The following is a 15,171-nucleotide window of genomic DNA, read 5'->3' as shown; positions in this document are numbered from 1 at the left end:
CTCGGCTAATTGTCGATGTGAATGGTCAGTCCCTTTTTTCCAGCGGCGATATGATCGGCGAGGATGTTAAATTGATACTCTCCACCATTTTGGCACCGGAAGGGAATAGGTGATTCATTAAAGAGATGATTGAGGCGAAGGTGCCAAGTGGCGAGTTCTTTCTCTACGTTAGCGTTTGAAAGCTTGCCGCTGCCATACACGGCATGGGTGGGAAGTACATCCAAGCCGGGAAAAAAGAGAGCGCCGTGGGTGATGGGAAATAACAACTCCTCCAAGGGTCCATTAATGCCACGGGGCGAATAGTCCTCCTCTGGTCCCCCCACCATTACTGAAAGTAGGGCTCGTTTGCCTTTGAGAATACCGTCCCCATAGCGATACCGGTTACCTTCGCCTTTGTATCCGTAGGCGAATCCGTAGGCATACACGCGATCTATCCAGCCTTTGAGAATGGCGGGCATACCAAACCACCAAAGAGGGAAATGAAATATGACTGCATCGGCGGCAAGCAGCTTGTCTTGCTCTGCGGCAACATCCAACGTCTGTTGGTGATTGGTATAAGCGTGCTGCGACTCTTGGATAAAATCTAGCCGGTCTTGGTTTATACGGTTGGGGAAATCCTGCTCATCAAAAGTCGCCTTCCAACCCATGCCATATAGGTCTGATTGCAGCACGACATGGCCTTGTTGTTCCAGTATTCGTATCGTTTCGGTAACGAATAGGCGGGTTAGTGATGTGGGTTCGGGGTGGGCATACACCATCAATATGGTCTTGGACACTTTGCTGCTCCTAGAGGCGAGTTAGCGAGTGACTATCACTCTAAGTGGATACAGTAGGCAGTGTGCGCAAGATTGAAGTATCAGTGAAATTAATAGTTTTATGACTTACTATCGTAAGCATGGATACCAAAAGACTTGACCTTAATTTGTTGGTGACATTAGAGGCTTTGCTTGAAGAGCAAAATGTCACCAGAGCGGCCGCGCGGCTGAATCTTAGCCAGCCTGCTGTCAGCGCTCAGTTGAGTCGCCTTCGGGATATGTTCAATGATCCGCTACTGATTCCTGCTCATCGTGGAATGATGCCTACCGCCAAAGCGTTGGAGTTACTTTCCCCATTGCGTTTTGCACTAGATCAGGTGCGAGAGACGCTAACAACGCACCAGCACTTTGAGCCTGCCCAAGCAAAGCTGACCATCACGATTGCATGTACCGACTATCTGCAAACGGTTGTTGGTTTGTCGATCATGAACGAGTTAAGGCGAGAGGCACCCGGCGTCAGGATCGCAATACGTAATCTGGAACCACCTCGGTTGGAAGCCCTGATGGCGTGTGGTGAAGTGGACCTTGCACTTATGACGCCAGAAGAAGCACCACAGACTTTACGATCAAGACCCCTGTACGACGAAACCTATGTGTTGGTTGGCTGCGAGAACCACCCGCGACTCAGTGATGAAATGACAATTGAAGATTATGTCCAACTTGAGCATGTGATTGTGTCGCTCAGTGGAGACAATTTCTTCACCCCAGTGGATCAGGTCTTACACACATTGGGCTATAAGCGCAATGTTGTGCTATCGACCGCTTCATTCCTGTTCATCCCTGAAATTGTTGCTCACTCGCCTCTTGTGGCGCTGGTACCACGGCGTTTAGTCGCCCAACGTTCCGACCTTAAAATTGTTGAATCCCCCATTAAATCACTGGGATTCAAAGTCGGTATGGTGTGGCATGAGCGTAACCATGGTCACAGTGCACATCGTTGGGTGCGTGAACAAATAGCCCACATACTTTGTGCAAACAAGCGCTAAAGGAGTAGCCAGACTAGCAGTGGCCAGCCCCCAATTCCTGCTTAAGCCACTCTGCCAGTGGCTCGCTGCGGCGGCTGTTGGTTTGTTTCGGCAGCCATAGGCAGAGGCGGGCGGGCGTTTCGATACTTCCCCAGGGGGCCACAAGCCGCCCGCTGCGTAAATCGTCTTCCACCAGTAGCTTGGGCGCTATTGCTACGCCCAAGCCCGCCACGGCTGCTTCAATCAGATAATAAAGATGGGCAAACCCTTGGCCCTGTTGAAGGGCATCCTCCAATGCACGTTGCTCTAGCCCTTTGGCGCTCACCCACTGTGGCCACGCCTGGGGACGTGAAGCGGTCACTAACAGCTTGTTGGCAAATAACGATTCTGGCTTGGCTGGGTCAATGTGCGCGGCTAGTAGTGGGCTTGCTACTGGGCAAATCTGCTCGGGAAGTAGCTCGATAACCTTCACATCCGCGGGCCAGGGCGGTTCAATAAACGCCAGGGTGGCGCTGGTATCTACCTGTTGACCGGGCAGTTCGCTGTCACTTACTACGACTTTTAGCTTCAGTTGCGGCAGCTCTTGGTTCAGGCGATCCAGGCGGGGAATTAGCCAGCGCGCTAGCAGGCTGCCAGGGCAGGCCAGGGTAAAGGGCGCTTCTTCCACATCACGCTTGAGTGCTGCGCAACTATTGCGCAGTTTGCTAAATGCCTCGCCCACGCCGCTTTGCAGTTGCTCACCATGGTGAGTCAGCACCAGACCACGCCCTGCTTTTGCAAATAGTGCTACACCAAAATGCTCATCCAGGCTTTTAAGTTGACGGCTAACCGCGCCATGGGTAACGCTTAGCTCATCGGCAGCAGCGGTCACGCTACCCAATCGGGCAGTGGCTTCAAAGGCGCGCAGGGCGCTAAGCGGCGGCATGCTGTTCTGCATTGCTGATCCCATAATGATAGTTCTGTTTTAATAGTTGATTAAAACTCACCTATTGGTGACATCTTATCGATTTTTATCTTCGTGCGCTTGCGCTACTTTCATTGCAATCAAAACCGCTTCCCATACCGCACTCAGAGGTCGTGATGAACCAATTCGTGAACCTGCCCGATGCCAACGGACTGTTTGGCAGCTTCGGCGGCCGCTTTGTCGCTGAAACACTCATGCCGCTCATTTTAGAGCTGCAAGATGAGTACGCTGCTGCTAAAAATGATCCTGAATTCCAGCGCCAGTTAGCCTACTTTCAAGGGGATTACGTCGGGCGGCCAAGCCCACTTTATTTCGCTGAAAGGCTGACCGAATACTTCGGTGGGGCGAGTATTTATCTCAAGCGCGAAGAGCTTAACCACACCGGCGCGCACAAGATTAACAACTGCATTGGCCAGGTACTGCTAGCCAAGCAGATGGGCAAAAAGCGCATCATTGCTGAAACCGGCGCCGGTATGCACGGAGTGGCCACCGCCACGGTAGCAGCGCGTTTTGGTCTGCCGTGTGTCATCTATATGGGCTCAACCGACATCGAACGCCAGCAGCCTAACGTGTTCCGCATGAAACTACTGGGGGCTGAGGTGATTCCCGTTACCTCCGGCACTGGCACACTCAAAGATGCCATGAACGAAGCGCTGCGCGACTGGGTGACCAATGTCGACGACACCTTCTACATTATTGGAACCGTGGCTGGGCCGCACCCGTACCCTGCGATGGTGCGTGACTTCCAAGCGGTGATTGGCCATGAAACCCGCAGCCAAATGCTCGAAAAGCAGGGGCGTTTGCCGGATTCGCTGGTGGCCTGTATTGGTGGCGGATCAAACGCGATGGGGCTGTTCCATCCGTTCTTAAACGACCCAGATGTGCAGATGATTGGCGTAGAAGCGGGCGGCAAAGGTGTTAAAAGCGGCCTGCATGCCGCCAGCTTGAACGGCGGGACGCCTGGCGTACTGCATGGTAACCGCACCTACCTGCTGCAAAACGAAGATGGCCAGATTATTGACGCCCACTCAATATCCGCGGGGCTGGATTATCCCGGTATCGGCCCAGAGCATGCATGGCTCCACGAGCAGGGACGGGTTGAGTACGTTTCCGCCACTGACGATGAAGCACTGGAAGCTTTCCAAATCTGCTGCCGTCAGGAAGGCATTATTCCCGCCCTGGAAACTGCCCACGCCTTGGCGGAAGTGGCTAAGCGTGCGCCCCAGCTTCCCCGTGAACACTTAATGGTGGTCAACCTTAGCGGTCGTGGCGACAAAGACATGATGAGCGTCGCCCATCATCTAGGTGAGAAATTCCAATGAGCGCGAATCAGGAGACTGTTATGAATACCCCCACTCGTCTTAAAGACTGCTTTGCCGCGCTCAAGCAGCAGAATCGCCCAGCGCTGGTTAGCTACCTCACCGCAGGTGATCCAGACGCGGAGACTTCACGTCGTCTGCTACATGGGTTACCAGAAGCAGGGGTGGATATCATCGAACTCGGCATGCCGTTCAGTGATCCTATGGCTGATGGTCCCGCGATTCAAAAAGCCGCGCTGCGTGCACTTGAAGGCGGCCAAACCCAAATTAAAACGTTGGAGATGGTGCGCTGTTTCCGCGAACAGGATAGCACCACGCCTATCGTACTGATGGGCTACTACAACCCGATTTACTGCTATGGCGTTGAGCGCTTTCTAACGGAGGCCGCCAGTGCTGGGGTCGATGGCCTGATTGTGGTGGATTTACCCCCCGAGCATGATGAAGAACTCTGTCAGCCAGCAGCTCAGCACGGCATTGATTTTATCCGCCTGGCTACTCCGACTACCGATGCCAAACGGTTGCCCAAAGTACTCAGCAACACCTCTGGGTTTATCTACTACGTATCGGTGGCGGGGGTTACTGGCGGTAGTGCGCCAACACCAGAACGGCTAGAGGCGTCGGTCGCTCAGCTCCGCGAATGCACCGAGCTACCCATTGCCGTTGGCTTTGGCATTCGCACCGCCGAACAAGCCGCTACTATTGGGCGCTTTAGCGATGCGGTGGTGGTCGGCTCCGCGCTTGTTGACTGCATCGAACATGCCAGCACGCCTGATGAAGCCGTTGAGCGAGTGCATGGCTTAGTCAGTGAGCTGGCAGAAAGCGTCAGGGTGTGCAGGGAGGTGAGTGAGTCACAAGTTTGTTGATACCAGCAGAGTAAAAAACGATACGTTAAGAGAGCAGGCCAGCAGCGCCTGCTTTTTTTAACGTTGAGCAAAATCCTAATTAAAGGTTAATCTAGCTGGATCGATGGTGAAATAATGAGTGGAAGCTCACGCGAGCTACTAGGAACGGGCTTTTATGAACCTGACAACACTGCTGCTTTTTATCCCTGCCTGCTTCGCTCTTAATATGGCGCCTGGCCCTAATAACCTGCTTTCATTAACCAATGCTAAACGCTATGGCGTTCGGGCAGCTTGTTTAGCGGGTATTGGGCGGCTAATAGCATTCGTCGGCATGATTACGCTGGCAGCGACTGGCTTGGCGACGCTGCTTTACACCTCTGAAAAAGTCTTCCTCGTTATTAAGCTGGTTGGTGGCCTCTATTTGTTATGGCTGGCATATCAGCTATGGGGCGCCGACACTACCGCAAGTGATAGCGCTGAAACCCAACGTATGAGCCTATTTGAGCTGGCGCGACAAGAGTTCTTGCTTGCTGCTGGTAACCCCAAAGCCATTCTGATTTTTACCGCTTTCCTACCGCAGTTCGTGGAACCTAGCGGCAATGTAGGTCTGCAGTTTTTGGTGCTAGGTGTGCTGTTTTTACTATTGGAATGGGTAGCGATTGCTGGTTACGCCTATGCAGGTAGCTTTTTGAGCCAGTGGTTTTCTCGACCAGCCATGCGGCGCTTATTTAACCGCGGCTGTGCGGGCCTGTTAGCCAGCGCCGGGGTAGGGCTATTGCTGGCTAAAAAAGGGTGAGTAAGCGTTAAGACTCGCTGTTTAAATACGCTAAATTCCTTTGCTGACTGTGATGAGGCATGCATGAAAAAGGGCAATACCACCCTTAGTATCTCCGTTGGCATCCAGTCAGTTGGCTGAACGTCTTGAGGTCGGTGTGGCGCATGTTGTGTTGCCCACCGACCACAATCGTTCTACGAGTGGTGCGCGTGACGCGAATCCTCAGGAGCCTCGCGCCGGTCGTTCATTCCGTAGTCTCGGATGACGGAAGCGACACGCAGCCGGTAGTCGGCAAAGATATCTTGTCGACCAGCTTTCTGAGCCGCTCGGTGAGATTCAAGCGAACGCCACTGCTTCACGGCATCTTCATCCCGCCAAAAAGACAGCGACAGCACTTTGCCGGGCTGCGTCAGGCTCTCGAAGCGCTCAATCGATAGAAAACCGTCGATAGCTTCCAAATCTTGGCGTAATGCGCTGGCAGTATCCAAGTAGTCTTGATAACGGTCAGTATGTGGAAGCACTTCGAATATCACAGCGATCATGGCAGATTCCTTGTATTCATAAGTTCTTATATTCTCAGATTCTTTATGTTCACAGCGTCGTTACGTCGATACGTTCATTACATCGACAGCCTCAATGCCCAAGGTGCCGTCTACCACTTCTACAAAGCTGCGCTCCTCTTTGAGGATGAATCGTTGCTCTTGGGCCATTGTGAAGTTCGCGTGTCCTCCTTCATCAGATCTCAGCCGAGCGCGATAGGCCTCATAGGAAGCTAGGCTATCGAAGGCAATGAGGCCCCAGGCGATATTGTTGGTGCCCTCTAAAGGCAGGAAGTAGCCAATAAGATGGCCTCCACACCAGGGAATTATTTTTCCCCAGTTTTCCGCATATTGCTTGAAGGCGTCGCGCTGAAAGGGGTCGATCTCGTAGCGAATGATGCAGGTAATGCTCATCTGATTATCTCCGTTAAAATGCAACGGAGACGATACCTAATTGCCGCACCCAAATGGTTCGACTAAGATCGAACCATGAATGAAGCCCCTAACATTGTGCGCGTCGCCGCACTGATCGGAGATAACGCTCGGGCGGAAGCGCTCTGTGCCTTAATGTCTGATCGCGCGCTAACGGCGACTGAACTGGCAAATATGGCCGGTGTGACTAAGCAAACCATGAGCTTCCACCTCGGAAAGCTGCGAGAGGAAGGACTGCTCGCGGTCGAGAAGCAGGGGCGCCACCGCTATTTTAGGCTGGCGGGGCCACATGTTGCTGAACTTTTGGAGTCGCTGATGGGCCTCGCTTTCCGAGGTGACGATAAGCATCTGTCCACCGGCCCGCGCGACCCCGCGCTGCGCAAGGCGCGAGTTTGTTACGACCACCTTGCAGGGGAATTGGGGGTTTTTGTGTACGAGCAGATGCTCGAGACAGATATCCTTCAGCAGCTTCCAGGCGGACTACAGCTGACTAACCAGGGACGGCTGTGGTTCCAGAAACATGGCATTGATGCAGACGCGCTGGCTTCTTCGAAGCGATCATTTTGTCGAGCGTGTTTGGATTGGAGCGAGCGTAGGAATCATCTTGCCGGCGCGCTCGGGGCGGCGCTGCTTGCTCGAATTCAGGCGCTTGGCTGGGCGAAACGGGAGGAAGACTCCCGCGTTATCGTTTTCAGTGCCAAAGGGGAAGCGTCGCTGCGGGCAATGTTCGCAGTGCACAACATGCCACTTACTCCCGACACCTCACCATTAGAATCCTTCTCGCTTGTTTGTAAATAATGTTCATTTTTCAGTGCTTGTAGCTACTTACTACCGCAGGCATTATCAGCGCTCGTGATTGCTGGCCGAAGGCGGCAACCATAAGGATTTCGTCGCACCGGGGGGAAATAATGAGGAAGCTCTTTTCACTGATCGTACTACTGGCAATTGGCTACGTGGGCATCTATATCTATTACGGTGTCGCCGTAAAACAAGAAGTGCAGCAGCAATTGGATGATCGCGGTCTGTCTTCGGTGAGTGTTGATAACGTTGAGTATGGTCTATTCGCGCCGATTAACACCTCTGCAGAACTGACAGTAACCGTTACTTACCGCGGTTCTCAGGCAGCAGTGAACATGGTGGTGCAAGGGCACCCGGTGTTTTCAGACGACGTTAGCGTTGAGTTCGATGGTCTTCAAGCACTGAGCTTGGGGATAGGCTTCGGGCAGTAGGTTTTACAACGTCCGTTTTTACTTACAACACCGCGTGGCAAACGCGTTTGCCGCTCGATCAGAGACACGTGGCTAATTTATGCTTTCCAAAATTATGAGTGGCGGCCAAACAGGCGCTGATAGGGCGGCTCTCGATGCTGCCTTAACATTAGATTTTCCCATTGGTGGAACGTGCCCGGTGGGCAGAATGGCCGAAGATGGGCCAATGAGCAGTATCTATACCCTCGAAGAGGTCAGCGGTGATTACCGTCAGCGCAACCATCAAAATGTACAGAACGCGGATGGCACCGCTATCTTCTATGCGTCTTATCTTCAAGGGGGAACAGAAGCCACTGCACTTTTCTGTATTCAGCAATCAAAACCCTACAAGCTAATTGATATTGAGCTGATAGACCCATTGCACGCAGCGATGTTGCTGGCTGACTTTGTGCATGATCGCAACATTAGCGTCTTAAACGTGGCAGGCCCCAGAGCCAGCACTTGCCCGGTAATGTACGCGTACGTTAAGCAAGCGATTGAACTGGTTATTAAGCAGTCACGCTAGACTAAGTTTAAAGGAACAGACCTATGCACCTGCATGAAAAGCTTAATTACGTCGAGTTTGCAGCGAAAGATTTAGCGGCGACAAAAACGTTTTTCACGGCGGTGTTCGGCTGGGAATTCGTCGATTACGGCCCTGAATACAGCGCGTTTTCCAACCAGGGATTAGATGGCGGCTTTTATCATTCAGATGCTTGCAGTCGAACCGCTAATGGCGGCGCACTGCTGGTTTTCTATAGCGCGGATATTAACGCAACGCTCGATAAGGTAGAGCAAAGCGGTGGTGACGTCATCCAGCCTATTTTCGAATTCCCAGGCGGCTTTCGCTTTCACTTCCTAGAACCCAGTGGCAATGAGTTTGCGGTTTGGTCAGAGGCGCGCACTTAAAACGCGAACGCCCCAAAGGCCTTTTAACCCCAACGATTTTTTAACCCCATCGAGCTTGTTAAAGAAGAGCTTGTGAGAAAGGAGTACATGAGTGGCCTTTTCTGATGCCGAAAGAGATGCGCTTTTAAGTGTCAAAGGCGTTGGCCCTACCGTCCTCAAGCGTTTTGAAGAGATTGGTATCGACTCATTTACTGGGCTGGCCGCCCGCCAAGTTGATGAGATAGCAGAAATGGTGGCCGCCATGCTGCACACTACCTGCTGGAAAAACAGCCCGCAGGCAAAGGCAGCTATTTCTGCCGCTATTGCCAGGGCTCAAGAGGGTGTGTGACACACCGCAAATGTAGCGAGCAATCAATGGTTAGAATGCTCGCTACCTGTGTCATCAGGCTAGCTAGCATTAAGCGGCAGCCAAACATGCTCATAGCCAATCGATAACGCCACGGCGACCAGTAGCCCCGCCATTACCCAGTTGAAGCCCTTAATGATCCCTGCGCTTTGAATGCGATGGCCAACCAAGCTGCCCATCAAGACATAACTGCCGGGTGCGCCAGCGGCTAATATTGCCAGCCCGAATGCCCAAACCACCAAGCTAATCCCCTCAATACCCGCCGCAGGAAATTGCAGTGTGGCAAGGGGTAGGGTGGCAATAATGGCTTTTGGGTTAAGCAGTTGCATCACCAACCCATCACGAAAACGCAGCAGATGTGCGGTGTGGTCATGGTTGTTTAACTGGGTGTTTAAATCGCTACTTAAATCAGCACTTGAACGGGCAATTTTTATTGCGAGATAAACAATATAGCTACACCCCAACGCGCTCACAACGATCAGTGCTTCATTGTCGATCCAAGCGGCGCCTGCCCAGCCCAATAGTAATAAGTAAGTAAACATCGCGGTGCCTACTCCCAGACAAAAACCGAGCGATTTTTTGGCTTGGCCATTGATGCCAACGTTTAAGCCCAGCAGATTCACAGGCCCAGGGGTATACATAGCGCCTAGGGCATAGGCGACGATTCCTAGCATGGTGAAGCCTCGTTTGTTTAATGGCAGTTCTAAAACTGGGGATTAACGCGCGATATCGCGTTGGTATTGGTGGGGTGTCATGCCATAAATGCGCTTAAAGCGCCGATTAAAATGGCTAAGGTCGGCAAAGCCAAAGCGTAGCGCCACTTCGTTAAGTGGGGCTCCAGCGTCTAGTGCAGTACGCGCCGCATTGATTCGGCAATTAATCACGTACTGATGAGGGGTAATGTCGTAATGCTGGCGAAACAGGCGCAAGAAATGGTACTTGGATAAATGCGCTGCCTGGCAAATATCATCCAGCGACATATCGCTTTCCAAGTGGGCGTGGATATACTCCTTAGCCAGACCTAGCAGGGCATCAGGTCGACTTGTGATTGGGTTGGGTTGTGAAATGCCGCCGAGTTGAACGGTTCTCTCGATAACCCGATAAAGCGCATTTTCCTGATCAATACAGCTACCTGCTTGGGAGGTGACCAAGCGCGCCAGTTCCAAAATGGCATGGCGCAGTTGCACATCCTGAATCAGTGTTTGGTTGGAACGAAAATCCGTGGCATGTTCGCGCCCAAGCGCATCAGCGAACAGCGGCTTGACCTGTTCTGGATGGGCATAAACCATCAGGTAGTCCAGTGCATGCTCACCGCCTGGTTGGCCATCGTGAACCTCCTCAGGGTTGAACAGGATCACATTGCCCGGTGGGCTTTTGTGGAACTGTCCGCCGCTAAAAAAATCCTGACGCCCGGCCAGCGTTACGCCGAAGGCAAACTCCTCATGGGCATGACGGTCATAGCTGAAATCTTCAATTGCCGCCTGAAGCACCGTCAGTGTTGGCACATGCTGACTTTTGATGAATTGAAACCGGCTTGTATTCGCCATGCCAAGCCTCTCCTGGTTAAGCGCCCTTGGTTAAGCGTTATTGGTTAAGTACTACCACCTAGCTTATGCGCTCCTGGGTATCAAATGCTTGTACATAATTGCTAACTAACCTTGAGAGACTCTCTAGCCTCATCATGCAGCATCACGTATGTTATTAGCCTCTTATCTGTCATCGTAAAAGGATCATTCACCATGTTCACTGGTTTGAGCGCTTTTCCGCTAACCCCCATGAACGAGCAGGGCATACATGAGCATGAGTTTGCTCGTTTAGTGGAACGCTTGGTGGAAGCGCGGGTGGATTCTATCGGCGTGCTGGGGTCGACGGGCAGCTACGCTTATTTAAATAGTGAAGAACGCGCCCGCGTAGCCAAGCTGTGCGTTGAGCATGCCGCCGGCGTGCCAGTGGTGGTGGGCATAGGTTCGCTCCGCACCCGTGATGTACTGGCCAATGCAGAAAGCGCCCAGCAAGCAGGCGCTAGTGGCGTGCTGTTGGCGCCAGTGTCTTATCAAAAGCTGACCGAGGATGAGGTATTTGGTCTTTTCGAAACGGTTTGTCGTTCGCTGAGTGTGCCGCTATGTGTCTATGACAACCCAGGCACTACGCACTTTGAATTCAGTGATGAACTGCATGGTCGCATCGCCCAACTGCCCCAGGTTCGCTCGATTAAAATTCCTCCAGTGCAGAATGATATAGCCGCCGCACAGGAGCGCGTGGCACGGCTGCGTGGGTTAATTCCCAGCGACGTAACCATCGGCATTAGCGGCGACCCAGCGGCTGCCACGGGCATGCTTGCTGGCTGCGATGCTTGGTACTCGGTGATTGGTGGGCTATACCCTGAAACTGCGCTGGCGCTAACCCGTGCCGCCCAAGCGGGAGACGCAAAAGACGCCAACGCGCTTTCCGCTGCGCTTGAACCGTTATGGGCGCTCTACCGTGACTTCGGCGGCAGCCTGCGGGTAGTCGCTACCATTGCAGAACTTACCGGAACAGTAAGCCAACCCTGTTTGCCCCAGCCGCTACAAACGCTGCAAGGCGATGCGCGGAAAAGGGTGGCGGCGGTGATTGATGCTTTGCAACTAAGCTAACGCGTTTATCGATGGTAGGCCCTGGCTAAAGCGCTGACTTCCCCAGGGCCTGTTGCAGATGCGGATTAAAGCCCTTGAGCACCGCGCCGTAGCCAATTATGCACGAAGGCTAGCTTGCGCATCGCCGGGTCGGAAAGCACAAACGGATAAAGATCCGAAAGCCCCATCGAGCGGTTTACATGGTTAACCCCGGCGACTAATGATGCCGCGATGTGGATTAAGCGCTCAGCGTCCGGTTCGGCGTAAGCATCCCAACCATAGGTGTTGGGCAAGGCCGGCGAGGTCATGCCTGCCGACACAAAACTATCGGTGATATCGGTCAGGTGCAGCAGGTGCGAGGTGGTTTCCGCCCAATCCTCATGAGGGTGGGAGGACGCATAGGTAGACAGAAACCGCTGCCGCCAATCCGCAGGCGGGCCATTGTGATAATAGTGCTGCAACGCTGCTGGATAATCCTCGCGCTCATCGCCAAACATCTCACGAAACGCATCAAGAAAGTCATCCCGTAAGCTCAGCCGCCACCACAGCATATGGGCGATTTCATGGCGCATATGGCCAATCATCGTGCGGTAAGGCTCTGCCAATGCCTCTTTGCGAGTTGTGCGTAACACTGCATCAGCTTCTGCGACACTGATGGTAACCACACCGCCCACATGCCCCATGGGCACCGGCGTTCCCCCTTCGGCCAGCATATGAAACACGGGTGGCGCGCCAGGATCTTCCGGGCGAAACCAATTCCAACGGCCAAGGTTGTCAATCACCCAGCGTTTAGCTGCCTCCGTTTGCGCCCAGTTGGGCATGGCATCTGAAATGGAAGGGTCGGGTGCTAGGGCTGTCATTGCGCAGGCACGGCAGAATCCACCTTGCTTAGGCGCAATCCAGTTGCAGCCAATGACATCGCGGTTGGCGCAGAAGGGCGGCATCGGCAGAAAGGCACGCGCTTGTGGGTCGTAAGCCACAGGCACACCGTCTGCGGTCACCAAATTATCAAACCAAAGTGAACCGGCACCGACCGGATTAGAAAACACACGCATAGGTCGGGTATCTCAAAAGAAACGAGACTTCAGTCTAGGAGCCAATGCCGCGTTAAGCCAAACACATCTACCTTAATTTCTGTGTGGTTGGGCAAAAGCAGCGCAAGTGTTGGGGCTTGCTATCACGCCATTCTCCAAGCTTATGAAGGATGCGCTTCAACGAGATCCCTAAGCTGCTCACTCAGAGGGTTGTCTTTCTTGTAGGCTAACAGTAGCGGCGGGGAAGAGCCCCCGTCGGCAAGCGGTATGGCCATCAGGCCGTGAGCCATCGACGCGGCGCTGGCGGGCAGGATGGTAATGCCAATACCGGCGCCAACGAAGCACAGCATACTGCCGATATCGGGCACTTCCACAACATGGCTGAGAGAAACCCCTGCTTTATCGGCCAATGTCTCCAGTTGGCGCCTCAGAAATGTTCTTTGCGTGGCGGGTTGTAGTAAAAGCCGCTCGTTGGCTATCTCGCTAAAATTGATGGAAGGCTTTGCCTGCAGCCGATGGCCTGGGGGGAGTAACGCGAGCAGCGGTTCATCTCCCAGCCTGGAAACCGATAAACCCGCTAGAGCGTTCTCGTCCAGGTCGGCACGTAGTACCGCAGCGTCAAGCTTACCTGCTTTCAGCGATGCGATATGTGAGAGGGCATTCCCTTCGCACAGCTGCAGTTCGATCAGCGGGCGCTCGGTGAGCAGTTTAGCCAGGGCAGAGGTGAGGGGTTTAGAGAAAATCGCGCTGGCCGAATAACCAAGGCGCAGCGTGCCGATTTCACCCTGGGCTGCCTGCCTGGCAACGCTGATGCCTCGCTGTGCAGCACTGAGTATCTCCAAGCTTTCACCAAGAAAGACCTCGCCTGCTTTGGTGAGATGCACGCCTCGGGTATTGCGCTCAAACAGCTTCACACCCACGGTTTCTTCTAATGACTTAATGCTCTGGCTCAGTGGCGGCTGGGTAATATGCAATCGCTCGGCAGCGCGCCTGAAGTTAAGCTCCTCAGCAACGGCAACAAAGTGCTTAATCTGTTTCAGTTCGACCATCTTGTCGCTCCTCCAGTGACCACAACATACGCTGATTTCTGATGCTGCACTCTGTCGAAACAGCTATCACTGCGATACCGATTCCGACCTTCATTCGAGCCTTGAGCGTACGTATGGTAATGCCTGTCTAAACAGGAATAAGCCATGCGTACGGCCTTAATAATTGGATCGCTCGGCGCTTTTTTTAATTTGTACCAGCTTCAGGCGCTGTTTCCAGCGTTAGTAGAGCGGTTCGGAACAACGGCCACTGGCGCTGGCTGGTTAACAATGGCCTCGTTGCTAGGAATGATGGTTACCGCGCCACTGACTGGCGCTGTAACAAAAAATGCCAACCCCTCGCACTTATTAGTCGTTGGCTTTTTCACATTGGCCGCGATTAACGCTTCAATGGCATTTACGACTAGCCAAGACGTGCTTTTTGTACTGCGGCTAGGCCAAGGCATTGTCATTCCCTTTCTATTAACCGCAACGATGAATTTGGTCTCTCAGCGGCCAAGCAGCTTCGTGCCGCTGTACGTGACCGGCACCATAGTTGGCAGCACACTCAGCCGGTTTTACCCTGCTTGGTCGGTTGGTGCCATGGGTTGGGAACTGGGGTTCTTAAGCTCTGCATGCCTAATGGTGCTATCGGCGGTGGTGATTTATCTTCTTCCGAAAACTACTTATCTGAAAACAACTGGCGCTGAACCAATGGAGCGTACGGAACGGCATCAAACGTCGGTGACATATACAAGGCGAGCGCTTACTGACAATACGCTGCTCATTGCCTATCTCGCGGGTTTTGCGCTGCTCTTCACGCAAAGCGCGGTGTTTACGGCACTGGGTCTATGGCTTGCCCAAGAACCCTATCATTGGGATTCACAGCAGATTGGCACGATTTATCTGGCGTGTCTGCCCGCACTTTTCTGCGTGCTCACTGCCAGATTATTGCGGCGCCATCTAAGTGAAGTAGCGATTGCCATATCACTCATAGCGTTGATTTGGGCATCGCTGTGGCTGATTAGCACAACACGCCTGTCTATCATGCTGGGCGTTGCGCTGTTTGCCATAGGAACCTATATGTTCCAAACAGTGACGACCCAGTTATTAAGCAGCACGCGCCGCGTACCCGCCGGTGTTGCCGCTGGCATATACCTCTCTTGCTACTATTTAGGCGGCGCAATGGGCGCAAGCCTTGCGGCGTATGCCTTTGCGATATGGGCCTGGAAAGGAGTAATTACCAGTATAGCGATAGCCCAGGCAGTTATCTTTTGCCTAGTCATCGGCACCCGGCATTGCGCTAAAAAGCGCTGAGCGAAAATCTTCCTAACACCGCATAGCCAG

At 53.1% G+C, this 15,171-nt stretch carries 19 protein-coding genes; 11 read left to right on the top strand and 8 right to left on the bottom strand.

All coding sequences use genetic code 11. The features are described 5' to 3' along the window. Positions 1-5 precede the first annotated feature (5 nt). On the bottom strand, positions 6-776 hold the full coding sequence (locus CEK60_RS13505; protein WP_089039463.1) for an NAD(P)H-dependent oxidoreductase: 771 nt from the start codon (positions 774-776) through the stop codon (positions 6-8). Between the two features lie 119 nt (positions 777-895). Between CEK60_RS13505 and CEK60_RS13500 the strand changes: the two genes are divergently transcribed. Beyond that, a complete protein-coding gene (locus CEK60_RS13500; RefSeq protein WP_089039462.1) occupies positions 896-1,801 on the top strand; it encodes a LysR family transcriptional regulator in 906 nt (301 codons plus the stop codon). Between the two features lie 13 nt (positions 1,802-1,814). Here CEK60_RS13500 and CEK60_RS13495 read toward each other — a convergent pair whose 3' ends face one another. Then, a complete protein-coding gene (locus CEK60_RS13495) occupies positions 1,815-2,717 on the bottom strand; it encodes a LysR family transcriptional regulator (RefSeq protein WP_089039461.1) in 903 nt (300 codons plus the stop codon). Between the two features lie 143 nt (positions 2,718-2,860). On the opposite strand from CEK60_RS13495, the gene trpB reads away from it, so the two are divergent. From trpB to CEK60_RS13480, 3 genes are all read left to right on the top strand, one after another. Then, positions 2,861-4,066 carry a tryptophan synthase subunit beta gene (trpB, locus tag CEK60_RS13490; RefSeq protein WP_089039460.1) on the top strand — a complete coding sequence of 402 codons (1,206 nt, stop codon included), beginning with the start codon at positions 2,861-2,863 and terminating at the stop codon, positions 4,064-4,066. A gap of 20 nt (positions 4,067-4,086) precedes the next feature. Next, complete coding sequence (gene trpA / locus CEK60_RS13485; protein ID WP_089039459.1) at positions 4,087-4,926, top strand: tryptophan synthase subunit alpha; 840 nt, start codon at positions 4,087-4,089, stop codon at positions 4,924-4,926. Positions 4,927-5,080: 154 nt separating this feature from the next. Continuing rightward, on the top strand, positions 5,081-5,701 hold the full coding sequence (locus tag CEK60_RS13480; protein ID WP_089039458.1) for a LysE family translocator: 621 nt from the start codon (positions 5,081-5,083) through the stop codon (positions 5,699-5,701). 173 nt (positions 5,702-5,874) lie between these two features. Here the strand turns inward: CEK60_RS13480 and CEK60_RS13475 are convergent, their stop codons facing one another. Together CEK60_RS13475 and CEK60_RS13470 are read right to left on the bottom strand one after the other, a co-directional pair. Then, entirely contained in the window at positions 5,875-6,222 is a 348-nt protein-coding gene (locus CEK60_RS13475; protein WP_089039457.1) for an antibiotic biosynthesis monooxygenase family protein, read from the bottom strand. 60 nt (positions 6,223-6,282) lie between these two features. After that, positions 6,283-6,633 carry an NIPSNAP family protein gene (locus tag CEK60_RS13470; RefSeq protein ID WP_089039456.1) on the bottom strand — a complete coding sequence of 117 codons (351 nt, stop codon included), beginning with the start codon at positions 6,631-6,633 and terminating at the stop codon, positions 6,283-6,285. Positions 6,634-6,708: 75 nt separating this feature from the next. Between CEK60_RS13470 and CEK60_RS13465 the strand changes: the two genes are divergently transcribed. The 5 genes from CEK60_RS13465 to CEK60_RS13445 all read left to right on the top strand — a co-directional run bounded on the left by CEK60_RS13465 (position 6,709) and on the right by CEK60_RS13445 (position 9,135). Then, positions 6,709-7,449 carry an ArsR/SmtB family transcription factor gene (locus CEK60_RS13465; RefSeq protein ID WP_089039455.1) on the top strand — a complete coding sequence of 247 codons (741 nt, stop codon included), beginning with the start codon at positions 6,709-6,711 and terminating at the stop codon, positions 7,447-7,449. Between the two features lie 110 nt (positions 7,450-7,559). Next, positions 7,560-7,880: a hypothetical protein gene (locus CEK60_RS13460; RefSeq protein WP_089039454.1), complete on the top strand. Its 321-nt coding sequence runs from the start codon at positions 7,560-7,562 to the stop codon at positions 7,878-7,880. A 79-nt stretch (positions 7,881-7,959) separates the two neighbouring features. After that, positions 7,960-8,424, top strand: a complete 465-nt coding sequence (locus CEK60_RS13455; protein ID WP_089039453.1) for a YpsA SLOG family protein — start codon at positions 7,960-7,962, stop codon at positions 8,422-8,424. A gap of 23 nt (positions 8,425-8,447) precedes the next feature. Further along, on the top strand, positions 8,448-8,807 hold the full coding sequence (locus CEK60_RS13450; RefSeq protein ID WP_089039452.1) for a VOC family protein: 360 nt from the start codon (positions 8,448-8,450) through the stop codon (positions 8,805-8,807). A 91-nt stretch (positions 8,808-8,898) separates the two neighbouring features. Further along, positions 8,899-9,135 (top strand): helix-hairpin-helix domain-containing protein, encoded by a 237-nt coding sequence (locus CEK60_RS13445; protein WP_089039451.1) that lies wholly within the window; start codon positions 8,899-8,901, stop codon positions 9,133-9,135. A gap of 59 nt (positions 9,136-9,194) precedes the next feature. Here the strand turns inward: CEK60_RS13445 and CEK60_RS13440 are convergent, their stop codons facing one another. Together CEK60_RS13440 and CEK60_RS13435 are read right to left on the bottom strand one after the other, a co-directional pair. Further along, positions 9,195-9,827 (bottom strand): LysE family translocator, encoded by a 633-nt coding sequence (locus CEK60_RS13440; protein ID WP_089039450.1) that lies wholly within the window; start codon positions 9,825-9,827, stop codon positions 9,195-9,197. 42 nt (positions 9,828-9,869) lie between these two features. Next, positions 9,870-10,700, bottom strand: a complete 831-nt coding sequence (locus CEK60_RS13435; protein WP_089039449.1) for a helix-turn-helix transcriptional regulator — start codon at positions 10,698-10,700, stop codon at positions 9,870-9,872. 192 nt (positions 10,701-10,892) lie between these two features. On the opposite strand from CEK60_RS13435, the gene CEK60_RS13430 reads away from it, so the two are divergent. Continuing rightward, positions 10,893-11,786, top strand: coding sequence for a dihydrodipicolinate synthase family protein (locus tag CEK60_RS13430; RefSeq protein WP_089039448.1), 894 nt, complete (start codon positions 10,893-10,895; stop codon positions 11,784-11,786). 65 nt (positions 11,787-11,851) lie between these two features. Here CEK60_RS13430 and CEK60_RS13425 read toward each other — a convergent pair whose 3' ends face one another. Beyond that, positions 11,852-12,820 carry a zinc-binding metallopeptidase family protein gene (locus tag CEK60_RS13425; protein ID WP_089039447.1) on the bottom strand — a complete coding sequence of 323 codons (969 nt, stop codon included), beginning with the start codon at positions 12,818-12,820 and terminating at the stop codon, positions 11,852-11,854. A gap of 140 nt (positions 12,821-12,960) precedes the next feature. Beyond that, positions 12,961-13,848: a LysR family transcriptional regulator gene (locus tag CEK60_RS13420; protein WP_089039446.1), complete on the bottom strand. Its 888-nt coding sequence runs from the start codon at positions 13,846-13,848 to the stop codon at positions 12,961-12,963. A gap of 144 nt (positions 13,849-13,992) precedes the next feature. Between CEK60_RS13420 and CEK60_RS13415 the strand changes: the two genes are divergently transcribed. Further along, positions 13,993-15,141 (top strand): MFS transporter, encoded by a 1,149-nt coding sequence (locus tag CEK60_RS13415; protein ID WP_089039445.1) that lies wholly within the window; start codon positions 13,993-13,995, stop codon positions 15,139-15,141. Positions 15,142-15,171: the final 30 nt, after the last annotated feature.

The sequence above is a fragment of the Halomonas sp. N3-2A genome, assembly GCF_002216165.1.
In the GTDB taxonomy this organism is placed as follows: Bacteria; Pseudomonadota; Gammaproteobacteria; order Pseudomonadales; family Halomonadaceae; genus Vreelandella.
Note: the sequence above shows the minus strand (reverse complement) of the source record. Positions and strands in the feature narration are given on the sequence as shown.

Coding starts and splice junctions, on each gene's coding strand:
- CEK60_RS13425 (WP_089039447.1), bottom strand. CDS start 12,820: ATGCGTGTGTTTTCTAATCCGGTCGGTGCCGGTTCACTTTGGTTTGAT.
- CEK60_RS13435 (WP_089039449.1), bottom strand. CDS start 10,700: ATGGCGAATACAAGCCGGTTTCAATTCATCAAAAGTCAGCATGTGCCA.
- CEK60_RS13470 (WP_089039456.1), bottom strand. CDS start 6,633: ATGAGCATTACCTGCATCATTCGCTACGAGATCGACCCCTTTCAGCGC.
- CEK60_RS13430 (WP_089039448.1), top strand. CDS start 10,893: ATGTTCACTGGTTTGAGCGCTTTTCCGCTAACCCCCATGAACGAGCAG.
- CEK60_RS13440 (WP_089039450.1), bottom strand. CDS start 9,827: ATGCTAGGAATCGTCGCCTATGCCCTAGGCGCTATGTATACCCCTGGG.
- CEK60_RS13495 (WP_089039461.1), bottom strand. CDS start 2,717: ATGCAGAACAGCATGCCGCCGCTTAGCGCCCTGCGCGCCTTTGAAGCC.
- CEK60_RS13420 (WP_089039446.1), bottom strand. CDS start 13,848: ATGGTCGAACTGAAACAGATTAAGCACTTTGTTGCCGTTGCTGAGGAG.
- CEK60_RS13415 (WP_089039445.1), top strand. CDS start 13,993: ATGCGTACGGCCTTAATAATTGGATCGCTCGGCGCTTTTTTTAATTTG.
- CEK60_RS13500 (WP_089039462.1), top strand. CDS start 896: ATGGATACCAAAAGACTTGACCTTAATTTGTTGGTGACATTAGAGGCT.
- CEK60_RS13450 (WP_089039452.1), top strand. CDS start 8,448: ATGCACCTGCATGAAAAGCTTAATTACGTCGAGTTTGCAGCGAAAGAT.
- CEK60_RS13475 (WP_089039457.1), bottom strand. CDS start 6,222: ATGATCGCTGTGATATTCGAAGTGCTTCCACATACTGACCGTTATCAA.
- CEK60_RS13460 (WP_089039454.1), top strand. CDS start 7,560: ATGAGGAAGCTCTTTTCACTGATCGTACTACTGGCAATTGGCTACGTG.
- trpA (WP_089039459.1), top strand. CDS start 4,087: ATGAATACCCCCACTCGTCTTAAAGACTGCTTTGCCGCGCTCAAGCAG.
- trpB (WP_089039460.1), top strand. CDS start 2,861: ATGAACCAATTCGTGAACCTGCCCGATGCCAACGGACTGTTTGGCAGC.
- CEK60_RS13480 (WP_089039458.1), top strand. CDS start 5,081: ATGAACCTGACAACACTGCTGCTTTTTATCCCTGCCTGCTTCGCTCTT.
- CEK60_RS13455 (WP_089039453.1), top strand. CDS start 7,960: ATGCTTTCCAAAATTATGAGTGGCGGCCAAACAGGCGCTGATAGGGCG.
- CEK60_RS13465 (WP_089039455.1), top strand. CDS start 6,709: ATGAATGAAGCCCCTAACATTGTGCGCGTCGCCGCACTGATCGGAGAT.